Raw genomic sequence first — 21,353 nt, forward strand, 5'->3', positions numbered from 1 at the left:
GTGCTTAGAGTATCTTGAACGCCGGATCAGACATCGCTGGCCCCGCCTCGGCGACGGGCAACGGACGACCATTCACCGATTGCTTGATCCCGTGAATCCACTTTTTCGCGCGCTCATTCAACTGGAAAGACTTGGTCATCGACCGCCCACGGGTCACAAGGATGCCAATGTCGGCCCCTTCATAGCGGTAATCACCCGGTCGCAAGATGCGCAGGAAAAACGCCTCGTTCTCGGATTCCACGGCACGACGGTGATAGTCAAAGCGGTCAAACACCACACTGCCGTCTTCCTTCATCTTGTAGATACCAGTCTCTGGCGCTTCGGTGCAGATATCGACGCTGTCGTCGGTGTGTTTGATCACCATCTGGCTCCAGCCGTCGATGTTCTGCGGGTCGGCCCAGCGGTTGTTCAGCTCTTCGACATCCAGATTGAACTTCTTTTTGCTGAACTCCAGCAGGTGGAACAGGAACAGCGGCGCATCGGCGTGCGCAAAGGCCGCGTGGTTCGTCATCGACGACGCGCCTGTGATGCGCGGGTTCAGCTCGCCCAGCCAGATGTCTCCGGTCTTTTTGTCGATCAGGAAATCCAGTTCGAAATAGCCACGATAGCCTTCCTTGCGCAGCTGTTCCCCGAATTTATAAGTCAGCTCGCGCGCTTTCTGGCGGACCTTGGGCGGAAAGGCCGTCGACAGGATTTCATTACCACACCAACCCCCGCGATAGGGCGTCAGATCCTTAAAACCAACGAGCTCGGTCATCAGCGGGCCCACGATCGTGCCTTCCTTGGTGGCACATGCCTCGATGGCCGAGCCGCGACAGTCGATGCGCTTCATGATCTTGATCTCGCCCTCGCCGACGATCTCGGATTCATGACGGCGGAAGTCTGCTTCGGACTTGATAAAGAACGTCGTGTGACCACTGTCGCCAAAGGCGGATTGCAGCACCAGATCGTGCCCGATCCCGGCCTTCTCGCAGGTCTTTTTGAGGTCTTCGTAATCCTTGACCTCGGCCAGCACGTTCGGCACCGACGGCACACCGGCTTTGTTGCCGATACGGACGGTTTCGATCTTGTTGTCCATCTTGGTGCGCAGCTTGGCCTTGGGGAACCAGACATCCGCCCCCAGCTCTTTCGACAGGCGTTCGGTTTCCTCGTCAAACATCAGGAACACGAACTTGGGCTTGCCACCGCGCCGCTTGATGAAGTCGATAACCTCTTTGTGCTGCAGCAGATAATTGTTGATGTCTTCGATGCTCTGGAATTCCGCATGGGGCTGCTCCGAGGGGCAAAACACGTTCGGGTGCTTGCCGCCGTAGCAGTCAATATAGCAGATGTATTTGAAGTTTTTCACCCACTCATCGAGACCCAGAAGGTTAAAGTTCGTGGCCGAGATAAAGTACACAGGGTCTTCGTTACGGTGAAAGAACCGGCGAATTTCCGAGATATTCTTGAGAACAGTCGTTGTCATGATATTTTGGTCCTTTGCTTAATCTTAGTCAGGTGAAGACGACAGGTTTTTCTTGCGCACCCGTTTCAGCGCCGCATCCGTAAAGACGCGTAGCCCCAGATCGGGGCGGTAACCGTGGATTTCGCTGACGTCCAAATTCCGCATGAACGACAAGATTTCCTGGCTCACCACCTGTCCAGGTACAAGGATGGGAAAGCCGGGGGGATAGGGGATGATAAAGCTGGCAGACACGACCGTCTGGTTGGCGTCCATCGCATCCTTTAGCGTGCCGTTCAGTTCAAGGTAATCGGTGTTCTTTTCGTCATAAGCGAGGAAGAACGCCGTGCGAATATCACCTTCTGAGGTCACGTTGTCGTTTCGGAACGCCTCGTGGAAACGGCTAAAGTCCGGCAGCGGCGGATAGTTCTCCATCAGGTTGGCAACGCGGTTGTCGAAGGACCGGCGTTCCATCTTGCTGGCGTCATCCAGACGGTCATCCAACGATCTGGCGATCTCGACCAGCACTTCGATCAGATAGGCGACGCTGGACCGCGTGGTGCCGATGTTGGTCATGAACAAAACGGTATTGCGCGAGGTCTTGTTGATCTGGATGCCGTATTTGTCCATCAGGATATCGGTCTTGAACGTGTCACCGTCCCAGCCCGTACCGCCGACTAGCAGCGTCACACGGCTGGCATCCAAGACAAACTGGTCCTTCTCCCAGCAGTCCCACATATCGGTCCAGCCCTGTTGCTGATCGTAATAGCTGGTCACCCCGCTTTCGCGATATTCTTGCGGGATCATGTCGCCCGCGGTCAGCACCTTAAAGTATTTGTTCAGCAGCGGGTGGTCGGCAATCGCGCGGCGCATCGACAAAGCGGCCTCGATCTGGCGCTGCACGAATTCAAAGCCTTCAAGCTCGACCTGACGCCGCCCCACATCAAGCGAGGCGATGATCTGGTAGTTCGGCGAGGTCGAGGTATGGGTCATATAGGCTTCGTGGAAGCTCTGCTCCACCTCGCCCTTAAAGTCCTGATCGTTCACGTGAATCATCGACCCCTGTCGCAGGGATGTCAGCGTTTTATGGGTCGATTGCGTGGTATAGACCCGCACCCGCGCGTTGGGCGCAGGGATCAGCCGCGTATTCAGCAACGTTTCGTCGTCTGCGTCTTTCAGCTCTGCCTGCTGCTTTTCATAGGCGGCGCGATGATCGTCCGACTTGAACCGCACACGCAGCGTATTGGCGGCGTTCATGCCGGTACGCTGGCGGTAGGTCGGGTTAAAGCGGGCAAAGGCAAACCACGCCTCGTCCCACAGGAAGATCAGGTCGGGCTTGATCGCCAGACACTCCTCCATCACCCGCTCGACGTTATAGACCAGCCCGTCGAACGTGCAGTTGGTCAGCAGCAACATGCGCACCTGATTCAGCTTGCCCGCCGCCTTGAGCGCCAGCAACTGATGCTTGATCTCGCGCAGCGGCACGGCACCATACATGGAATATTCGTTCAGCGGATAGCTATCGAGGTAACACACCTGCGCACCTGCCAGCACCATCCCGTAGTGGTGGGATTTGTGGCAGTCGCGGTCCACCAGCACGATGTCACCGGGCCGGACCAGCGCCTGCACGACGATCTTGTTACAGGTCGACGTCCCGTTGGTGGCAAAGAAGGTCTGCTTGGATCCGAAAGCGCGGCTTGCCAGTTCCTGCGCCTCTTTGATGGGCCCATGGGGTTCCAGCAAGCTGTCCAGCCCCCCAGACGTGGCTGAGGTTTCCGCAAGAAAGATGTTCGGCCCGTAAAACGCCCCCATGTCCTGGATCCAGTGCGACCGCGTGATCGACTTGCCGCGGCTGATCGGCATGGCGTGGAAGACACCCGTGGGCTGTTTGGAATATTCGACAAGCGCCGTAAAGAATGGCGATTTGTTCCGGGCCTGCACCCCGCGCAAAATGTTCAGGTGCAGCTCCATAAAGTCTTCTTGGTTGTAAAAGACCCGACGGCAGATCCCCAGATCCAGACCCGCGATGTCTTCGACTGACCGTTCCGTGACCAGATAGGCATCAAGCTCGGGGCGTACCTTAGCGATCATCCGGCATAGTTCGGGGCCATAGTTTTCGGGCTGGAGCTTGTCGATCTCCTCCTGCCCGCCGGCGCGCGCGAGGTAGCGGACCAGAATTGTCTCGTCCATTTTGGATTTGAGCGTCAGGCCCGGGCGCACAACGATGGCTTGGATATTGTGGTTGAACAGCACCGCGATCAGCGCGTCTTCGATGGATTTGACCACCACCGCCTCATAGTGGAACGGGTCTTCGGGGCGGCGCATCCGGCTGACGTTGGATTTCAGCCAGCGTTCCTGCTGGTCATTCACGTCATCGACGATCAACACCTCGAAATACGGCTTGGTCAGCGCCCGCGCTTCGGGGGACAGCATGGCCTCGTCGTCATGTTCGTCATGGTCGATGCTGTCGCGTTCCAGCGGGATGGTGCGACGGCGATAGGCCCCCGTTGTCAGCGCCCGCGTGATGCGGTTCACGGCAAAGGACATATCGCCAACGCTGTTGTTGTTCAGCATCCGCTGCAGGTGTTCGAACGCTGCCATGCCCGGAAAGGCCCAATAGGGTTCGATCAGCGACAGTGATTCAAACAGCGTTGCGCATTTGGCGCGCAGGGTGTCGGTTTCTTTCGCTGTGGTGGCGCGGGTGAGCCCGCTTGCCGCTTCACGCAGCGCGCTCCATCGGTCGGACCGCAACTGAATTGCCGACGAATAGTCGTTCATAGAATGCATCAATCGTACTCCGCTTTGGGCGGTCGACTGCTGCATCCCGATGTCCGGCACTTTTGAAAAGCACCGGACCTGAGTGCCGCAGCCTAGCCGCTAGATGTCGGCCCGCTGCCCGGTAGATCACCGAGCTTTGCGGGTGGGTTTGGTGTCGCTGCAGCCGGAGCTACAGGCGGTGCGACGGGCGCCGCGATAGTGGCAGTCCCCGCCGTAGGATTTGGCAGCGGTTCGGGGGCAAAGCCCGGTTGAACCGCAGGTATTGTTGTTTCATGCCCCTTGAACGCAGGCGCATCGGGCACGCGCTGTGCGGGCACATCAACGTGCAGACCGGCGCGGGTCCCCTGATGCGGCACCTCAAGCGGGCCAAGTGTGTTCAGATAGGCGTCCGTCCCGCTGGAGCGGTCATAGATCGAGAAATCGGTAGACCGGTCGCGGAAGGATTTAAGCACCTGCCCCAGACCTTTCATGCCGGTTTCGCGCTGACGGCGCACCATCGACAGGTCGACTTCGATCGGGAACATGTCTTCTTGACCGGCGGACTGGTGCAGCACCATCGACGTGGGATCAACGACCAGCGATTTACCGACGCCACCCGCGCCCAAACCGTTGACGGCAAAGACATAACACTGGAACTGCGCCGCGGTCGCACGGGCAATCGCCAGCTCTGCATCGCGGTCGGTGGTGCCGGTCAGAACCGGTGTCAGCAACACTTCGACGCCTTGGCTGGTCAGCTGGCGCGTGGTTTCGGGGAACCACATGTCATAGCAGATCGACAGCCCGAAACGCCCGACCTCTGGCACGTCAAAGACGCAGAATTCAGTGCCCGCCGCGATGCCGGATTCATAAGGCCGGAACGGGAACATTTTGGCGTAACGGCGGATGATCTCGCCCTCGGGGTTGATCACCACGGCGGTGTTGTACACGCGCCCGTCCTCGGGATTTTTGAGGAACATGGAGCCGGGGATCAGCCAGACACGGTGCTTGCGTGCAGCAGCCTGAAACACCTCAAGCGTTTCATTTTCGGGGGGCAATGCAAACTGGTCAAGCGGGCCAAAAGGCGCCAGCTCGGAAAACAGGACCATCTGGGTCCATGGAAAACGCGCCATCAGGATGTCCAGTCGCTGGATCATGCCATCAACGTTGGACTCCAGCGCGTTGACGTACATCTGTACGCCTGCAATCGCAAAAGGTGTCATAACTTGTCACTCCGTCCAAATGGGCGGAAGGGGCCGGAAATACTCCGCCCATACGCCCAAGGTGACGAGTCCATACCCCCATTGTTGGGAATATTAAACACGTGACGTGATGGTGACCCCACCGGCATTTGCATGGCCTCTATGCGTAACCTGCACAAACTAATTTTCTACACCACCGCTTCTTTGCGCGCCGCACGCGCTGTGCGACCCCGTTGCAGCACGACCACGAGGGCCAGCAGTAACAGCGCGGGGATGAACATCCAATATTTACTTGGGGTTGGGACGGGTTTCAGGACACGCAGCACCTCTTGATCCCAATCGAGACCGGCAGCTTGCGCGGCTGAACCATAGAGCACATCGTCGATGAACATCTTATCGTCCTCGACACGGGTGATCACGCCCGCTGCCTCCAGCCGTTCCTCGCCGGTGGTGCCTTCGCTGATTGGCAACAAGGCGACAAAGTCGATCGGATCGCCCAAATCATTGATACCGGCCACCCGCAGACGCAGGTCTTCGCCCAATGGGGTATCGGCGGCGGCCTGAACGATCGCGGCTGGTGCCTCTTCGGTATAGGGCGGAAAGACCATATCCATCCAGAAACCGGGCCGGAACAGGGTGAAGGCAATCAGCAGCAGGGCAATCGTCTCGTAGAAACGGTTGCGGGCCATAAACCACCCTTGGGTCGCTGCCGCGAACAGCAGCATCGCAATGGTCGCGACAATGAAGACAAAGATGCCCTGCACCACCGTCACATCGATCAACAGAAGTTCGGTGTTGAAGATGAACAGGAATGGCAGCGCCGCAGTCCGCAAGCTGTAAAAGAACGCAACAACACCGGTCTTGATCGGGTCCCCACCGGACACGGCGGCGGCGGCAAAGCTGGCAAGACCCACGGGCGGTGTCACGTCAGCCATGATGCCGAAGTAGAACACAAAGAGATGCACCGCGATCAGCGGCACGATCAAGCCGTTCTGCTGGCCAAGCGTCACGATAACGGGCGCAAGCAGGGCCGATACAACGATATAGTTCGCCGTTGTCGGCAACCCCATCCCAAGGATCAGCGACAGGATCGCGGTCAGGAACAGGATCGCAAGGATATTACCGCCCGAAAGCACCTCGACCACATCTGCCAGCGCAGAGCCAACGCCGGTCTGGCTCACGACACCTACGATCACGCCGGCGGTCGCCGTAGCGATACCGATGCCGATCATATTGCGCGCACCCACGACCAACCCATCGATCAAATCACGGATACCCGCGACCACATCATTGGCGAACTGGCTTTCACCACGGAACAACGCCATCAGCGGACGCTGTGTCACGAGGATAAAGACCATATAGGTCGTGGCCCAGAACGCCGACAGACCCGGCGACAGGCGATCCACCATCAGCGCCCAAACCAGCACGACGATGGGCAGGATAAAGTGCAAACCCGACCGCACCGTGGGCCCCGGTAAGGGCAGACGCGTGACGGGTTCATTCGGATCATCCAGCACCAGCGGCTCTTCTTTCGAACCGATATACAGCAGACCGGCATAGACCGCCGTTAGCAGCGCAAAGATGATATAGCCCGCAGTGTCGGGGAAGGCCGGGCGCAGCCAACCCATGCCATAATAGACACCAAAGCTCAGCGCGCAGATACAGGCGATGATAAAGGCAGACACTAGCAGACGTTGCACAATCGGCTTGGGCGTATAGGGGCGTTCAAGCCCGACCATACCGGCCTTCAAGGCTTCGAGGTGCACGATATAGACCAGCGCGATGTAGGATATCACGGCAGGCAAAAAGGCGTGTTTGACCACGTCGAAATAGGGAATGCCTACATATTCAACCATCAAGAAGGCCGCAGCGCCCATCACGGGCGGCATGATCTGCCCGTTGACCGACGATGCCACCTCTACCGCGCCGGCTTTTTCAGAGCTGAATCCCACCTTTTTCATCAACGGGATGGTAAATGTCCCCGTGGTCACCACGTTCGCGATGGAGGACCCCGAAATCAGACCCGTCATCGCAGAGGACACCACGGCAGCCTTTGCCGGCCCGCCCTTCATGTGGCCCATCAGGCTGAACGCAACCTGGATGAAATAGTTACCGGCACCGGCCTTATCTAGCAGGGCGCCGAACAGCACAAAGAGGAAGACGAACGAGGTAGAAACCCCAAGTGCGATCCCGAACACGCCTTCGGTGGTGATCCACTGGTGGTTCACGATCTCTGACAGGGAATTCCCTTTGTGCGCGATGATGTCGGGCATCATCTGCCCCAGCACATTGTACACAAGGAAAACCGAGGCGACGATCATCAACGCAGGCCCGAGTGCGCGGCGCGTTGCTTCAAGCAGGATCATAATGCCGATCACAAAGACGACCGTATCCTGCATGTTCGGTGCCCCCACGCGGCCCGAGATTTCGCGGTAATAGACAAACAAATATAGGGCCGACGCCGCACCGACCAGCGCCAAGGCCCATTCCCAAAGCGGGATACGATCCTTGGGCGATCCAAGCACAACGGTTGCGACAATGGCGATGGCGACCAGCGGGATCCACCACGTCGGCGTGCCGTCTTTGGCCGCAACCATAAACAGATAAGCCAGCATCACCGGCACAAGAATGCCAAGCCCCAGCTGCACCTTTGTGCGCGCTGCAGGGAAGGCCGCGATGCCAAGGAAAATAGCAAAAGCCAGATGGATCGAGCGTGCCTCGGTGTCGTTAAAGACGCCCCAGCCGAAAATAAAAGGAAGAGGGGATGCGATCCACAGTTGGAACAGCGACCATGCCAGCGCAGTTAGCGCAAGAAAAACACCAACGCTGCCGGTCGCAGACCTGCCGCCCGTATCCGAAGACGCGACAAGTTCGTCGAGGTCGCTCTGGCTCAGCCCGGCTTTGCCGGCGGCTTCAGCTTCTACTGCGGCGGCTTGGTGTTGGTCATTTTGTGACATCTTCGTCCCCTTGGTGGCCCCGTATCAGGACAGGTGCACGTTTATTGTCTTACTGCTGCGGTCGTTGCCGCAGGGTACGAACGCGAGGTCTCCCCCGCGTTCGAAAATGGTCAAACGTTAGGCTTATTCAATCCAGCCACGCTCTTTGTAGTACTTCGCCGCACCGTCGTGCAGAGGCGCAGACAGGCCGTCTTTGATCATATCTGCTTCTTTGAGGTTCTCAAACGCGGGGTGCAGCTTTTTGAAGCGGTCAAAGTTGTCGAACACGGCTTTGACAACTTCGTACACGACCTCGTCATCCACGTCGGAAGAGGTCACAAAAGTCGCTTTCACGCCGAATGTTTTTACATCCGCATCGGTGCCTTTGTACATGCCACCGGGGATGGTGGAGTAGGCGTAGAAGGGGTTATCGGCGACCAGCTTGTCGATCGCTTCGCCTTCAACCGGCACCAGCTTGGCGTCTACGGTGGATACGGCTTCCTGGATCGACCCGTTGGGGTGGCCCACGGTATAGATGATCGCGTCGACTTTGTTATCGCCCAAAGCAGCAGCTTGTTCGGCTGGCTTCAGCTCGGATGCGAGCGCGAAATCATCCAGGGTCCAGCCTTTGGCGTCCAGAACGACTTCCATTGTGGCGCGCTGACCGGAACCGGGGTTGCCGATGTTGACACGTTTGCCTTTCAGGTCGTCAAAGCTTTCGATGCCGGAGTCAGCACGCGCGATCACGTTGAAGGGCTCGGCGTGGACAGAGAATACCGCCCGCTCTTTGTCGAACTTGTCGCCTTCGAACTGCGAAGACCCGTTGTAGGCGTGGAACTGCCAGTCGGACTGGGCAACACCCATGTCCATGTCACCCGCCTTGATGGCGTTGATGTTGGCGATGGAACCACCGGTGGACGGGGCGGTACATTTCAGGCCGGTCTTGGCGCTGTCACGGTTTACCAAGCGGCAGATCGACTGACCCACAACAAAGTATACCCCGGTCTGGCCGCCGGTCCCGATAGTGATGAATTTTTCCTGCGCGGTGGCTGCGGTACCCGCGACCAGTGCAGAGGCGATGGCGATTGACTTGAAAATCGTCATTTGAAGTCTCCCAACTTAGTTGTCTGAACATACGTCATTGATGCGTATGCTCTCCGTTATGATTGAAATGAGCGCAGATATTCCGAAGCAAAACAAGCGGATTTATTCCGTTTCCTCCCCGAAAACATGCTCTGACCCTATATGTTTCGCGTGATGAAACTGTGTTTTATTTTCACTATGCGGTACAAAAAGGCCACCGTCATTTAACGGACGCAGGGCAGAAATAACAATGCGTTAGTCCTGTAATCAACTGATTTTTCATAGCTAATTCTATATGCCCATTCCAATATCAGACAATGATAGCGCGGATTGGCGAAATATCAAAACTGCGCGCCGCCAGTAGGGACGAACATCCGACTGGGTTGCGCAGTACATTGAGGTTTATCGTGCTATATACCCTCCGAAAAAGGTGCATTTGACCTTCGCCATTCCAGCAGGAGCCTCCTCCCTATGAAAGCACTACAGTCCCTCGGCCGCTTTGGCCCTTTTGCGCTAATCTCTGTGCTTTTCGTCCTGTTCGCGGCGCTTTCGGCGCTGTGGTCATTATGGATGATCCTACCGGCAGTGATCTTGGGCACCCTCATGGCGATGGGGATTTACGATCTGATCCAAACCAAACATTCGATCCTGCGCAACTATCCTGTTCTGGGTCACATGCGGTTCTTCTTTGAAGGCATCCGCCCGGAAATAAGGCAGTACCTGATTGAATCCGATCAGGACGAAGAACCCTTCAGCCGCGATGACCGGTCGTTGGTCTACCAACGCGCCAAGGGCGTTGAAGACGCGCGACCGTTCGGGACGCGGATGCGGGTCTATGATGCCGGATATTCATGGGTCACCCACTCGGTGCAGCCTGTGCATATCACCGATACGGATTTTCGCGTGACCATCGGCAACAAGGACTGCAAGAAACCCTACGATGCGTCGATCTATAACATCTCTGCCATGAGCTTTGGGTCACTGTCGGCCAATGCGATCAGTGCGCTGAACAAAGGGGCCAAGATGGGCCAGTTCGCCCATGACACCGGCGAAGGCGGGATCAGCCGGTATCACCGCGAGGGCGGCGGCGATCTGATTTATGAAATCGGGTCGGGCTATTTTGGATGCCGCACAGAAGATGGTCAGTTTGACCCCGATAAGTTCAAAGAACAGGCCGCCAGCGACCAGATCAAGATGATCGAGCTCAAGCTTAGCCAAGGGGCCAAACCGGGCCACGGGGGGATGCTGCCCGCGTCAAAGATCAGCGCCGAGATCGCGGCAGCCCGGGGGATTCCCATGGGGCACGACTGCATCTCGCCCGCAGCCCACTCTGCCTTCACCTCGCCCGTGCAGATGATGGAGTTTCTAGGCAAGCTGCGCGATCTGTCAGGCGGCAAACCCGTCGGGTTCAAGCTGTGCATCGGACACCAGCGCGAATTCATGTGTATGGTCAAGGCGATGCTGGAGACCGGGATCGTGCCCGACTTTATCGTCGTGGATGGGACCGAAGGCGGCACCGGCGCCGCCCCGTTGGAGTTTGCCAACCACGTCGGCATGCCGATGGTCGAGGGGCTGACCTTTGTGCACAATACTTTGCGCGGTGCCGGTATCCGCGATCAGGTGAAACTGGGGGCAGCGGGCAAAGTTGTGTCGGCCTTTGATATTTCGCGGGCGCTGGCCTTGGGCGCGGATTGGTGCAATTCGGCCCGTGGGTTCATGTTTGCAGTGGGTTGCATTCAGGCGCAGGCGTGCCACACTAATCAGTGCCCCGTTGGCGTCGCGACCCAAGATCCCACGCGGCAACGCGCGCTGGATGTGGACGACAAAAGCCAGCGTGTCGCGCGGTTCCACCGCAATACGCTGATGGCCTTGGGCGAGATGGCCGGTGCCGCCGGTCTGGAAAGCCCCAGCAATTTCCTGCCCCGCCATATGATGATGCGGCAAAGCGATAACAGCATGGTGCAGGGGGATCAGGTCTATGGCTACCTGCCCGAAGGCTATTTGCTGGACGATCAATCACCCGATTATAACGGCAACAAAACCCGTTGGGCACGGGCACAGGCCGACAGCTTTGTGCCCTTCGACTAATGACAGCCAAGGTCAGAAACACAAAAGGCGCGCAGGTATCCCGGCGCGCCTTTCATTAAATCGGGACAGTTTACTTTGCGTCTTCGGCAACCGCAGCAACGACGGAGGCTTCGAAAATCTCGAGCCCCTCTTCGATGATCGCATCGGACGCGGTCAGCGGCACCATAACACGCACGGCGTTGCCCTGCATGCCACAGCTTAGCAGCAACAGGCCCCGCTTGAGCGCATGCGCAATGACACGTTTGGTAAAGTCGCCATCGGGTGTTGCGGTGTCAAAGTCGGTCACGAATTCGACTGCAACCATCGCACCCAAACCACGGATATCCCACATGCGGAACGGCGCGGAGCGTGCACCGATCTCGGCAAAGCGCGCCTTGAGGTGTTCGCCCATATCCAAGGAACGCTGCAACAGGCCCTCTTCCTCGATCGCCTCAATCGCGGCAAGCGCTGCCGCACAGGCGACGGGGTTGCCGCCATAGGTGCCCCCCAGACCGCCAGGGATCATCGCGTCCATAACATCGGCGCGGCCAATAACACCGGCCAAAGGATAACCGCCCGCCATGGATTTCGCGACGGTGATCAGGTCAGGCTCTACGCCGGAGTGTTCAATCGCGAACCATTTGCCAGTCCGACCAAAGCCTGCCTGAACCTCGTCTGCAATCAGCATAATGCCGTGCTGGTCACAGATCTCGCGGAGCTGGCGCATCATGTCAAAAGGCACTGGGGTATAGCCGCCCTCGCCCAGAACGGGTTCGATGATGATCGCGGCCACACGTTCGGGCTGCGCATCGGTCAGGAACAGGTTTTTCAGACCGGTGATCGCGTCCTCAACGGTGATCCTGTCACGGGCTGATGGGAAGGGCGCGCGGAAGATATCCGACGGGAAGGGGCCCACATCTTTTTTGTATGGGGAAATTTTACCGGTCATCCCCAGCGTCAACAGCGTGCGCCCGTGATAGCCGCCGGTAAAGGCGATCACACCGGGGCGGCCTGTCGCGGCGCGCGCGATCTTAACGGCGTTTTCCACCGCTTCGGCACCGGTTGTGACCAGCAGGGTTTTCTTGGGTGTATCCCCAGGGGCCAGCGCGTTCAGCTTTTCCGCCAGATCGATATAGGGCCCATAAGGCACGACCTGAAAGCTGGTGTGCGTGTACTGGTCTTCTTGCGCCTTTGCCGCGGCGATCACCTTGGGGTGACGGTGGCCGGTGTTCAGCACACCAATGCCGCCGACGAAATCGATATAGCGGTTGCCCTCTACGTCCCAGAGCTCTGCGTTCTCGGCGTATTTCGCATAGATCGGCGCGGCAGAAGCGACACCACGTGGGACGGCAAGGTCACGGCGTGCAACCAGCTGTGCATTGGTTTCGACAGATACATTTGCATCAAGCATGTCGGGCACGACGCTGCTTTTTGCCGGTTTCTTTGCAGCGGCATTGCGCGGCTGTTTTTTGACAGTGCTAGGCATATACAAATCCTCTTGTTGAAACGCGACCTGCGTTTAAAATCCTATTATTGCGTTTAATTTAATTGTCAATATAGATCTACCGTAGCGAAATTGACTTAAAGTTTCTGCGCAAAAATTAGCCTGTGATCGCACCATGATACGGGTTATGCAGCAGATAGAAATAATCCGGGGACCGGACGTGGATATAGGTCAAAGACTAAGATCGATAAGAGAAGACCGCGGCCTGTCTCAGCGCGAACTGGCGACCAAGGCGGGGCTGACCAACGGCACCATCTCCCTCATTGAAAAGAACAAGACAAGCCCTTCGGTTGCGTCTTTGAAAAGCTTGCTGGACGCGATCCCGATCAGCATGGCGGAATTCTTTTCGACGTTGGAAGACACCCAGACCCCCAAGGTGTTCTACCGCGAGAGCGAATTTACCAAAGTGTCCCCGACCAGCGACGGTCAGGTTTCGCTTCGGCAGCTTGGAAACGCCGAACAGCATTCGCTACAGGTGTTGCACGAAACCTACCCCCCCGGCGCAGATACGGGGCCCGAATTTTTGGTGCACGAAGGCGAAGAAGCTGGCGTTGTCATATCGGGGGAGATCGAAGTCACGGTAGATGGTGCTGTGGCTGTTCTGAGCCCTGGCGATGGCTACCTGTTCGACAGCCGGCTGCCGCACCGTTTCAGAAACATCGGCGACGTTCTATGCATCGTCGTAAGTGCATGTACGCCGCCGAGTTTTTGAATTCGTTATTTGTGGAAGTGCGGATGACCCGCACTGAACCGTTGATTATCGTTCGTCGTCGCGCCGGATAGGGCGATGCAAAGACGATCTTTGGCGCTTTTTCTCTTCGCTGCCGCGCTGCGTGGTCAGCGAAACGATAGCGATTGCGGCCAAAGCGAGAATCAAAAATGATGCGATAAACAAGTCTGTCGTCATTGATGCCTCCTGTACGCTTGTGTGGCTCTTTCAGGAGAGTAACAGTCGGGCGGCCCCAAGGTTCCAGCCTTGGAACCCCCTAAATGCTGCACCGCAGAGCATGGGCTATAACCTGCTGCGACCAAGAATGTCGCCTGACATAGACCTAGAGAGCTACAACCGACGCGATATCGGTAAAATGCCCCTGAATCCCGATAGTTGCGTCAGAAGAGCACCTGATAGCTGACCGGCACCAGATACATCCGCGACATAGCAAAAAAAATTAAATTATTTTCGGTTTACGCCACGGCACCTTAGTAGTCGTAAACTTCTTTCGCTTGCAGGGGGACGTGGAATTCTACCCGAAGAACATAGAGGGCGTCGTCCTCTGTAATCTCCACCTGCCCGTTCAACTGCCGCGAAAACGCGTTTATCAAACGAGAACCGAGCCCTGTGCCGGCTTCGATTTCGCCCTTGCCGAGGGTGTTCTTGACCAACAGCAGCGCCATTTCCGGTTGGGTGTGGGACAGGCTCACTTCAATCTGCCCCGAGCCGTTCGCGTCGGCAGCGACGTATTTCAGCGCGTTTGTAATCGCCTCTGACACCAGCAACGTCAAAGGGGCTGCGTCATCAGGGTCCAATTGCACGGGTTCGTAGTTCTGTATCACTTTCACGGCGGAGCCCGAAGGCAACCCAACGCTAAGCAGCTGGTTCACGATCTCATGCAACAGTGCGCCCCCGTCGACGCGGGACAGGTTATCGTTTTGATACAGGCTTTTGTGCACGGTCGCGAGGCTAAGGATCCGGTCTTGAAGGCGCTGCAACACGCGCTTTGAATCTGGCGTGGCAGCCTGACGGATCTGCATGTTCATGATCGACGAGATCAGCTGAAGATTGTTCTTCACCCGGTGGTGGACTTCTTTCAGCAAGATATTCTTTTGTCGCAAGTTGTCTTCGAGCGCGGCCTCATCCCGTAAAATAGATTCCGCCATGCCTACGAAAGCATTTTCCATATTCACGATTTCGGTTGGAACGACACCGCCGAGCGTCGTCCGCGGCAGAGTTCGGTTCAGCGCGAAATGGTGCATTTGTCGGCCAAGTTTGCGAATATGTTTGATTGCCAGGCGGTTCAGCGCCCAAAACGCGACGATTAGGCTGGCCAGCCACATCGCGATCGGAAGCACAAAGCTTAACCGGGTCATTGCGCCAGCTTTCAGCATGGGGGAATTCTTGGGCCAAACGCTCATGGCATAACCGACACCAGACACGATCGGCAGCACCGCGTATACGCGCTCCTCACCAGCTTGGTTGGTCTCGTGGAAGACACGGCCAGACTTGCCCGCATACCATTTCAACGCGGCAAATGAGGGCAATTCTTTTTGCGTGGTGGCCAGCTCGCCTTTTGTCGTCAGAATATCGCCCTGCGCATTGAAAGTCAGCATGGCGATCGGGTGCGCCGATTGCTCGGTTACGGGAGCCTCATCGAAATTTTTAAGCGGAACGGACAGGTTGATGAATCCGATTAACTCATCATCCACCTTCAACGGATTTGTGAGGATCATCACCGGCTCGGAGCTTTGCGCCGGATTGGCAGTGACATTCGCCATCCGGGTTTTGAATTGGGTCATCTTTTGAAAGACTTCCCGGTCCGACACATTGCCTGAGACCCCGGTTGAAACGCAGTCCATGCTCCCGTCGGGCGTAATGAAGCTCACGACGGTATAAAGCTCGGATAGTTCTTGGTATTCGCGCAGAAAGGCACTGCACGACACGTCGTCGGATTTTATCAGATTGACCACGGACGCCAAAGCGGCAGCCGCCCCAAAGGCCTCTCTGATCGTGCCATTTTCCAACGTCGAAGCCTGCTCTGTTATCGCAAGCAAGGAAAGCTCTGCGTTTTCAAGGCTTTGATCGGATATCTCGCGAGTTTGTACGACAGCAATCAGACCAATTGGCAACAGGGCGAGCGATAGGAAAAGCAGCACGCGAAACGCGAGGCCACGAAAAATATTCGTTGATAGGAACCCCGACGTCATCGTCAGAAGGAAGAAACTTTGGATGCAGAAATTACAGACATTGTCGCATCATCCGTCATTTCGAGGCTCTCGTCGTCACGCAACCCCATCAACTCTGCAAGGCGCGCACGCGCACGGTTGGTTCGGCTTTTGATTGTACCTACTGCCACGCCACACATATCTGCCGCTTCCTCGTAAGAGAAGCCCGAAGCACCAACAAGCAACAGAGCTTCGCGCTGTTCGTCTTTCAACAGACCCAAGGCCTTGCGGAAGTCGGTCATCTGCATATGCCCGTCGTGGGCCGGCTTTTCGGCTAGGCTTTCGGTGAACACACCATCAACATCCGCGACTTCACGGTTGGCTTTTCGACGCGACGAATAATAAGTGTTCCGCAAAATAGTGAAGAGCCACGCACGCATATTCGTGCCGACTTCAAACTTCTCGATATTCGTCCAGGCTTTGACCAAAGTGTCCTGAACCATGTCATCGGCGATCGCACCGTTGCGGGTCAGGCTAATGGCAAAGGCGCGCATGGCTGGCAAATGCTCTACCAGTTGATCGCGCGGATCAGCGGCGCTCATCCCTTTTTACCAACTGTTTTATCCTGCTCTTTCAACTGATTAAGCAGGTCCTTGAATTTATCTGGAACACCCTCTTCCATCGTTTCATCGTAAACGCGGCGAAGATTTTCATCGATAAAGCGCTCACGCTCGTCGTTTTGGCCTGATTGCATCAACAAGTTTCCTGCCTTCTCTAAATACTATATATATACATATGACATGGAACCAAACTTAACGTTAGGGGGTTTGGTTCCAGAAATATTTTAAAAGGACGACAATAAATGACGGATGTCACCGAAACACCAAGTGTCAGCGATGCGTTGGGTGAATGCCTTCCTTACCTGCGTCGCTACGCGCGCGCTCTTACCGGTAGCCAAAACAGCGGCGATGCTTTTGCAGCCGCGTCGCTCGAAGCGATCTTGACGGATCGTTCGGTTCTGGATGGTGTCGATACGCGTACGGGTGTTTTTCGGGTGTTGTACGGCATTTGGGCCAGTGCCGGTGCACCTGTTGAAGAAGGCGAAAGCGGTCTGCGGGCCAAAGCGCAAAAACACCTCGCCAAGCTGACCAACCACAGCCGCGAAGCGTTGCTACTTCACACGATTGAAGGGTTTTCGTTCAAAGAGGTCGGTCAAATCATCGGCGTTGAAGAAACCGAAGCCAGCCAGCTGGTGCAGATTGCGCGTCGCGAGATGGCCGATAGTGTAACCGGTTCGGTCATGATTATCGAAGACGAGGCAATTATCGCGATGGATATCGAATCCATCGTTGCCGAGATGGGTCACCGCGTCACTGGTGTTGCACGCACCCGTGAAGAGGCCGTGAAGCTGGGCAAAGCCGACGTGCCGGACCTGATCCTCGCCGACATTCAATTGGCCGACAACTCCTCCGGTATCGATGCAGTTAACGACTTGCTGCGCGACCTGGGCAACCGTCCGGTTATCTTCATCACAGCCTTCCCCGAACGCCTGCTGACCGGCGACAAGCCTGAGCCCGCGTTCTTGATCTCGAAACCATATACTGTGGATCAGGTTGTTTCTGCTGTTTCGCAGGCGATGTTCTTCTCTTCGACAGAGACGCTGAATAGCTAAGCCGCGCGTTACCATCGTACAAAAGGCCACGGGTTCCACCGTGGCCTTTTTTTTATCCGCGATGTGCCACGTGAAACACATTGCGTCGGAACTTATATCCACAGGACGCGTTTGGTTGGTGAACACATGAATATTGGAGATCACCATGGCCAAGGACGTAACCAACACAAAAGCTCTGTCTGTCGATGACATTTCAATCCAGCTGAGCGTCTTGAAAGACGACATTGCGTCTCTGACAAGCACGATGGCAGATCTAACCAAAGCCAAAAGCGCCGAGGCCGCCTCAACGGCGAAATCCACCGCTCAGGATATAGCAAACTCCGGTCGCGATAAGGCACTAGAGGCCCAAAAAACCGCCGAAGACTTCGTACGCACTCAACCCACTGCCGCCCTGGGCATCGCTGCTGGTGTCGGGTTCATCGCCGGTCTGTTCGCGACACGTCGCTGATGTTCGAATATGTGACAGATAGGGTTGCCCTCAAGGCGACCCGAACTGCGCAAACCGCAGCGATTGGTTTCGGCGCAATGCTCTGCCTTATTGTAGGTGGGGCATTTCTTGCAGTTGCCTTTTGGCTGTTTCTGCTGACGTTCACATCGGCTTTGGTGGCGTGCCTGATTTTGGGTAGCTTGTTCTTTGGGCTCGGCTTTGTCCTGATCGCCGTCCTGTCGATCCGTGCCCGCGCAATTCGGCTTCAAAAACGCGAAGCGGCCTTGCGTGCACAAGCAATGCAACAGGCCCAAGCTACTGGCGGCGTTGGCGGAATTGCTGCGATCATTATGGCTTTCGTCAACGGACTAAACGCAGGGAAGCAAGCGCGTCACTGACGCCTTGCATCATGGTTTCATTGGTGAAAGGCCGATCGACGACAGAAAAGACATACTGCTCGGGGAGAGCCAGACCTTGGCCGTATAAGACATAGGCCACGTTGGATTTGGGCAGATCGTAGGCAAAAAGTTCTGCCAAATCGTTCTTCGTGCCAGATATAAGCGCGACCGCTTGGGCAGAACAGCTATGCAGGTCCTGTACAAATGCCGTCAGGCTCTCGGACACAAACAGAGCAGTGCAGCCGCATGCCTGTTCAAGGATATCGACCACATCCGCCCGAACAATCGGGTCTTTATCAAAGACGAAAAAAGGAATCACAACGCGCCTTTCTGTTGACGCAAGTGTAGCAAGTTTTGTCCGGCATCGCGTTAAACTATGACATACGAGTTAGGAATTTTTTAATGGGTATCGATTGTCGTTATTGTCCGCTTCACAAAAAAGATGCCTTTGTCACGATGACACGGGAAGAGCTCGAATTCATGAAGAAATTCAAGGTTGGCGAGCTATCCGTCGATCCCGGCACCACAATCCTGATGCAAGGATCAAACTCCCCCCAACTCTATACAGTGCTTTCGGGCATGGGGATTCGCCATAGGTCGCTGGACAATGGCGAACGACAAGTCATCAATTTCGTTTTCCCGGGTGATTTCCTTGGGCTACAGGCCGGTATGCTGGGCGAAATGGGGCATAGCATTGATGCGCGCACCCATATGCGTATGTGCGTGTTCAATCGATCCGACTTCTGGACCTTTTTCCGCAGTAGCCCCAATCGCGCCTTCGACATCACGTGGCTCGCTGCAATCGAGGAACATTTCCTCGGCGAGACGCTGGCCACTGTCGGTCAACGCACCGCCTTGCAGGCCGTGTCATGGGCGATGCTCAAGTTCTTTGAACGCGGTATAGGACTGGGTATGGTCACCAACAATACGATGCCCCTTCCCTTTACACAGCGCGATCTGGCGGATGCTTTGGGCCTGTCGCTGGTCCACACCAATAAAACCCTTGCAAAGCTGCGTGATCAGCAGCTTGCGTCGTGGTCCGATCAGGTGTTGCAGGTTAACGATCTGGACAGGCTCGCAGAGGTGGCCGAGACGGAACGAAGCAAACCGACCAAACGTCCGTTGATGTAGCAGTTATTCCTCTGACAAACCGACCAGATTATCCGCAACATACGCGCCCCGGTTCCCCCGCGGCCGATCAGGCCCGATGGTGCTGTCAGGACGTGTGCGCAGTTCGACCTGTGCGTTCCACGAGGCCCCCATCAACACCAGAAAACTGCTGATCCACAGCCAGACCAGCATGGCGATGACAGCCCCGATGGACCCATAGACCTGATTATAATTCCCGAAGTTCGCCACGTAATAGCTGAATGCGATCGACACGACGGCCCATGAAAATACCGCAAAGACAGCACCCCATGTAAGCCAGCCGATCCGCGCGGCGCGACGGTTCGGTCCGAATCGATAGAGCACGCCCACACCGGCCAACAAAACTAGGATTGCGATGCTCCAACGGATGACCTCTGCCACGAAATAACCGAACACGCCCATCGGGATAAACGACAGGACGATGGGCGCAATCACCACCGTCACAAGCGCAATCAATCCGACCAGCACCAAGGTAGCAGTCAATGTAAGCGCGCGGAAATAATGCCGTGCGGCGTTCCTGTTTCGCTCACTATAGACGCTGTTCAAACCGATCATCATCGCGCCAACGCCCGCTCGCGCCGACCACATCGCCACCAGAACAGAGACAGCACCCGCCCAGCCGAGCTTGCCAGTGCTGGTCGTCACCAAAGAAACGACCTGATCGTTCAAAATATCATAGACATCATTCGGCAGAAGGCCACGCATGTCCTCTAGCTGGGCAATTACAACGACCGGGTCCGAAATCAGGCTGAGGATCGTGACCAACGCCGCAATCGCCGGAAACAGCGACAGCATCGCATAAAACGCCACCCCCGCAGCGATCAGCGATACGTTTTTATCGGCGATATCAACCAGCGCTGCCTTCAACGCGTCCCAGTACAGCTTGAAGATGCCCACTGATTTTTCTGCCAAAAGCCCTGATCCTTGTCTCCTGCAGCCGCTACAGCTACCGCATCAATTATTCGCCTACTTGTTTTCTTCTACCTCATCGCGCACTTGACCCCAAGCGACGAGCGTAAAGATGATCGTTCCTCCGACGATGTTGCCCGCAAGCACCGGTAGGAAAAACTCGAACACCGCTGCAAACACGCCAAGCTGACCGTCCAGGATCATCACCGCCATCTCAACCGACCCCGCAACAATATGCGCAAAGTCCCCTGCTGCGATGAGCCAAGTGAATACCAGGATCAGGAAAAAAGACGTCTCATCCGCCTGCGGCATCATCCAAACGATGAGCGCCACAATCACCCCCGCCGGTATAGCCCGCCAGAACCCCTGATAGGCCCCCATGCTGGTTGCGTGATGCGACAGGTCAAGTATCGACGACAGCACATCGGGCGAGATGGCCGGCGTCCACAGAAACAGCATCGCGGCGGCAAATGCGCCCACCACATTCGCCGTCAGTACGACCCCCCACAGACGGAACATGCACATCAGCGAATGCCAAGTCTTGGCCCGCATGATTGGCAAAACGGTGGTAATGGTGTTTTCAGTAAACAACTGCATCCGGCCCATGATCACGGCCAGAAATCCCAGCGAATAGCCCAGATTTTCGATCAGAAACCGGTGCGGCGTGTCGGGCAGATAGGTGCGAAACACCGCCTCGCCCAAAACCGACAGGCTGATCATGATACCAGCGGCGATCCCCGACCAGATCAAAGACCGCTTGCTGCGCGCCAGCTCTTCCTCGCCCTCGCGGCGGATAACCTCGTAAATCAGCTTGGGCGACAGGGCCGTCGCTTCGCTCACAGATTTCTCTTCGGCCTGCGCATCTTGCGATTTCTTGCGCGAAACCCTGCGTTGAATAAGAGGGGCCATGTCTGCGCTCCTGAAAAAGGCT

Annotated in this window: 18 protein-coding genes; 6 read left to right on the plus strand and 12 right to left on the minus strand. The window is 56.4% G+C overall.

Features of this window, described 5'->3' with window-relative positions:
- Positions 1-4 precede the first annotated feature (4 nt).
- The 5 genes from ACVBAU_RS01490 to ACVBAU_RS01510 all read right to left on the minus strand — a co-directional run bounded on the left by ACVBAU_RS01490 (position 5) and on the right by ACVBAU_RS01510 (position 9,437).
- A complete protein-coding gene (locus ACVBAU_RS01490) occupies positions 5-1,465 on the minus strand; it encodes a biotin carboxylase (protein WP_138924710.1) in 1,461 nt (486 codons plus the stop codon).
- Between the two features lie 24 nt (positions 1,466-1,489).
- Positions 1,490-4,228, minus strand: coding sequence for an aminotransferase class I/II-fold pyridoxal phosphate-dependent enzyme (locus ACVBAU_RS01495; RefSeq protein ID WP_138924709.1), 2,739 nt, complete (start codon positions 4,226-4,228; stop codon positions 1,490-1,492).
- Positions 4,229-4,311: 83 nt separating this feature from the next.
- A complete protein-coding gene (locus ACVBAU_RS01500) occupies positions 4,312-5,418 on the minus strand; it encodes a carbon-nitrogen hydrolase family protein (protein WP_335744680.1) in 1,107 nt (368 codons plus the stop codon).
- A 167-nt stretch (positions 5,419-5,585) separates the two neighbouring features.
- Positions 5,586-8,354, minus strand: coding sequence for a TRAP transporter permease (locus ACVBAU_RS01505; RefSeq protein ID WP_138924707.1), 2,769 nt, complete (start codon positions 8,352-8,354; stop codon positions 5,586-5,588).
- 123 nt (positions 8,355-8,477) lie between these two features.
- Positions 8,478-9,437, minus strand: coding sequence for a TAXI family TRAP transporter solute-binding subunit (locus ACVBAU_RS01510; RefSeq protein ID WP_138924706.1), 960 nt, complete (start codon positions 9,435-9,437; stop codon positions 8,478-8,480).
- Positions 9,438-9,887: 450 nt separating this feature from the next.
- Here ACVBAU_RS01510 and ACVBAU_RS01515 point away from each other — a divergent pair, with 450 nt between their 5' ends.
- The gene (locus ACVBAU_RS01515; RefSeq protein WP_448327479.1) at positions 9,888-11,504 is read left to right on the plus strand and encodes an FMN-binding glutamate synthase family protein; all 1,617 of its coding nucleotides are present in this window, start codon (positions 9,888-9,890) and stop codon (positions 11,502-11,504) included.
- Positions 11,505-11,574: 70 nt separating this feature from the next.
- On the opposite strand, the gene gabT is transcribed toward ACVBAU_RS01515, so the two are convergent.
- Entirely contained in the window at positions 11,575-12,894 is a 1,320-nt protein-coding gene (gabT, locus tag ACVBAU_RS01520) for a 4-aminobutyrate--2-oxoglutarate transaminase (RefSeq protein WP_448328874.1), read from the minus strand.
- A 253-nt stretch (positions 12,895-13,147) separates the two neighbouring features.
- Between gabT and ACVBAU_RS01525 the strand changes: the two genes are divergently transcribed.
- Positions 13,148-13,699, plus strand: a complete 552-nt coding sequence (locus ACVBAU_RS01525) for a cupin domain-containing protein (RefSeq protein ID WP_448327481.1) — start codon at positions 13,148-13,150, stop codon at positions 13,697-13,699.
- 488 nt (positions 13,700-14,187) lie between these two features.
- On the opposite strand, the gene ACVBAU_RS01530 is transcribed toward ACVBAU_RS01525, so the two are convergent.
- Genes ACVBAU_RS01530 through ACVBAU_RS01540 form a run of 3 tightly spaced genes read right to left on the minus strand, consistent with a single transcriptional unit; the run spans position 14,188 to position 16,621 of the window.
- The gene (locus ACVBAU_RS01530) at positions 14,188-15,858 is read right to left on the minus strand and encodes a sensor histidine kinase (RefSeq protein ID WP_448327483.1); all 1,671 of its coding nucleotides are present in this window, start codon (positions 15,856-15,858) and stop codon (positions 14,188-14,190) included.
- A 53-nt stretch (positions 15,859-15,911) separates the two neighbouring features.
- Complete coding sequence (locus ACVBAU_RS01535; protein ID WP_093732132.1) at positions 15,912-16,469, minus strand: RNA polymerase sigma factor; 558 nt, start codon at positions 16,467-16,469, stop codon at positions 15,912-15,914.
- Positions 16,466-16,621 carry a NepR family anti-sigma factor gene (locus ACVBAU_RS01540; RefSeq protein ID WP_093732133.1) on the minus strand — a complete coding sequence of 52 codons (156 nt, stop codon included), beginning with the start codon at positions 16,619-16,621 and terminating at the stop codon, positions 16,466-16,468. The genes ACVBAU_RS01535 and ACVBAU_RS01540 overlap by 4 nt, the downstream gene beginning before the upstream one ends.
- A 108-nt stretch (positions 16,622-16,729) precedes the next feature.
- On the opposite strand from ACVBAU_RS01540, the gene ACVBAU_RS01545 reads away from it, so the two are divergent.
- The 3 genes from ACVBAU_RS01545 (at position 16,730) to ACVBAU_RS01555 (ending at position 18,364) form a co-directional block, all read left to right on the plus strand.
- On the plus strand, positions 16,730-17,539 hold the full coding sequence (locus ACVBAU_RS01545) for a response regulator (protein WP_138924701.1): 810 nt from the start codon (positions 16,730-16,732) through the stop codon (positions 17,537-17,539).
- 145 nt (positions 17,540-17,684) lie between these two features.
- Positions 17,685-17,987 carry a DUF883 family protein gene (locus ACVBAU_RS01550; RefSeq protein ID WP_254700478.1) on the plus strand — a complete coding sequence of 101 codons (303 nt, stop codon included), beginning with the start codon at positions 17,685-17,687 and terminating at the stop codon, positions 17,985-17,987.
- 11 nt (positions 17,988-17,998) lie between these two features.
- Positions 17,999-18,364 (plus strand): hypothetical protein, encoded by a 366-nt coding sequence (locus ACVBAU_RS01555; RefSeq protein ID WP_448327486.1) that lies wholly within the window; start codon positions 17,999-18,001, stop codon positions 18,362-18,364.
- On the opposite strand, the gene ACVBAU_RS01560 is transcribed toward ACVBAU_RS01555, so the two are convergent.
- Positions 18,327-18,683 (minus strand): hypothetical protein, encoded by a 357-nt coding sequence (locus ACVBAU_RS01560; protein WP_138924698.1) that lies wholly within the window; start codon positions 18,681-18,683, stop codon positions 18,327-18,329. The two genes, ACVBAU_RS01555 and ACVBAU_RS01560, sit on opposite strands and share 38 nt — an antisense overlap.
- Positions 18,684-18,766: 83 nt before the next feature.
- Here ACVBAU_RS01560 and ACVBAU_RS01565 point away from each other — a divergent pair, with 83 nt between their 5' ends.
- Positions 18,767-19,495: a Crp/Fnr family transcriptional regulator gene (locus tag ACVBAU_RS01565; RefSeq protein ID WP_448327488.1), complete on the plus strand. Its 729-nt coding sequence runs from the start codon at positions 18,767-18,769 to the stop codon at positions 19,493-19,495.
- 3 nt (positions 19,496-19,498) lie between these two features.
- On the opposite strand, the gene ACVBAU_RS01570 is transcribed toward ACVBAU_RS01565, so the two are convergent.
- Both ACVBAU_RS01570 and ACVBAU_RS01575 read right to left on the minus strand, forming a co-directional pair.
- Positions 19,499-20,425: a YihY/virulence factor BrkB family protein gene (locus ACVBAU_RS01570; RefSeq protein ID WP_448327490.1), complete on the minus strand. Its 927-nt coding sequence runs from the start codon at positions 20,423-20,425 to the stop codon at positions 19,499-19,501.
- Between the two features lie 54 nt (positions 20,426-20,479).
- Positions 20,480-21,331 carry a formate/nitrite transporter family protein gene (locus ACVBAU_RS01575; protein ID WP_335744685.1) on the minus strand — a complete coding sequence of 284 codons (852 nt, stop codon included), beginning with the start codon at positions 21,329-21,331 and terminating at the stop codon, positions 20,480-20,482.
- Positions 21,332-21,353: the final 22 nt, after the last annotated feature.

Source organism: Sulfitobacter sp. M13, assembly GCF_053474885.1.

Excerpts from the sequence above, each read along its gene's own strand:
- gabT (WP_448328874.1), bottom strand. The coding sequence starts at position 12,894 with ATGCTTGATGCAAATGTATCTGTCGAAACCAATGCACAGCTGGTTGCA.
- ACVBAU_RS01505 (WP_138924707.1), bottom strand. The coding sequence starts at position 8,354 with ATGTCACAAAATGACCAACACCAAGCCGCCGCAGTAGAAGCTGAAGCC.
- ACVBAU_RS01495 (WP_138924709.1), bottom strand. The coding sequence starts at position 4,228 with ATGCATTCTATGAACGACTATTCGTCGGCAATTCAGTTGCGGTCCGAC.
- ACVBAU_RS01575 (WP_335744685.1), bottom strand. The coding sequence starts at position 21,331 with ATGGCCCCTCTTATTCAACGCAGGGTTTCGCGCAAGAAATCGCAAGAT.
- ACVBAU_RS01510 (WP_138924706.1), bottom strand. The coding sequence starts at position 9,437 with ATGACGATTTTCAAGTCAATCGCCATCGCCTCTGCACTGGTCGCGGGT.
- ACVBAU_RS01490 (WP_138924710.1), bottom strand. The coding sequence starts at position 1,465 with ATGACAACGACTGTTCTCAAGAATATCTCGGAAATTCGCCGGTTCTTT.
- ACVBAU_RS01545 (WP_138924701.1), top strand. The coding sequence starts at position 16,730 with ATGACGGATGTCACCGAAACACCAAGTGTCAGCGATGCGTTGGGTGAA.
- ACVBAU_RS01550 (WP_254700478.1), top strand. The coding sequence starts at position 17,685 with ATGGCCAAGGACGTAACCAACACAAAAGCTCTGTCTGTCGATGACATT.
- ACVBAU_RS01535 (WP_093732132.1), bottom strand. The coding sequence starts at position 16,469 with ATGAGCGCCGCTGATCCGCGCGATCAACTGGTAGAGCATTTGCCAGCC.
- ACVBAU_RS01500 (WP_335744680.1), bottom strand. The coding sequence starts at position 5,418 with ATGACACCTTTTGCGATTGCAGGCGTACAGATGTACGTCAACGCGCTG.
- ACVBAU_RS01565 (WP_448327488.1), top strand. The coding sequence starts at position 18,767 with ATGGGTATCGATTGTCGTTATTGTCCGCTTCACAAAAAAGATGCCTTT.
- ACVBAU_RS01515 (WP_448327479.1), top strand. The coding sequence starts at position 9,888 with ATGAAAGCACTACAGTCCCTCGGCCGCTTTGGCCCTTTTGCGCTAATC.
- ACVBAU_RS01540 (WP_093732133.1), bottom strand. The coding sequence starts at position 16,621 with ATGCAATCAGGCCAAAACGACGAGCGTGAGCGCTTTATCGATGAAAAT.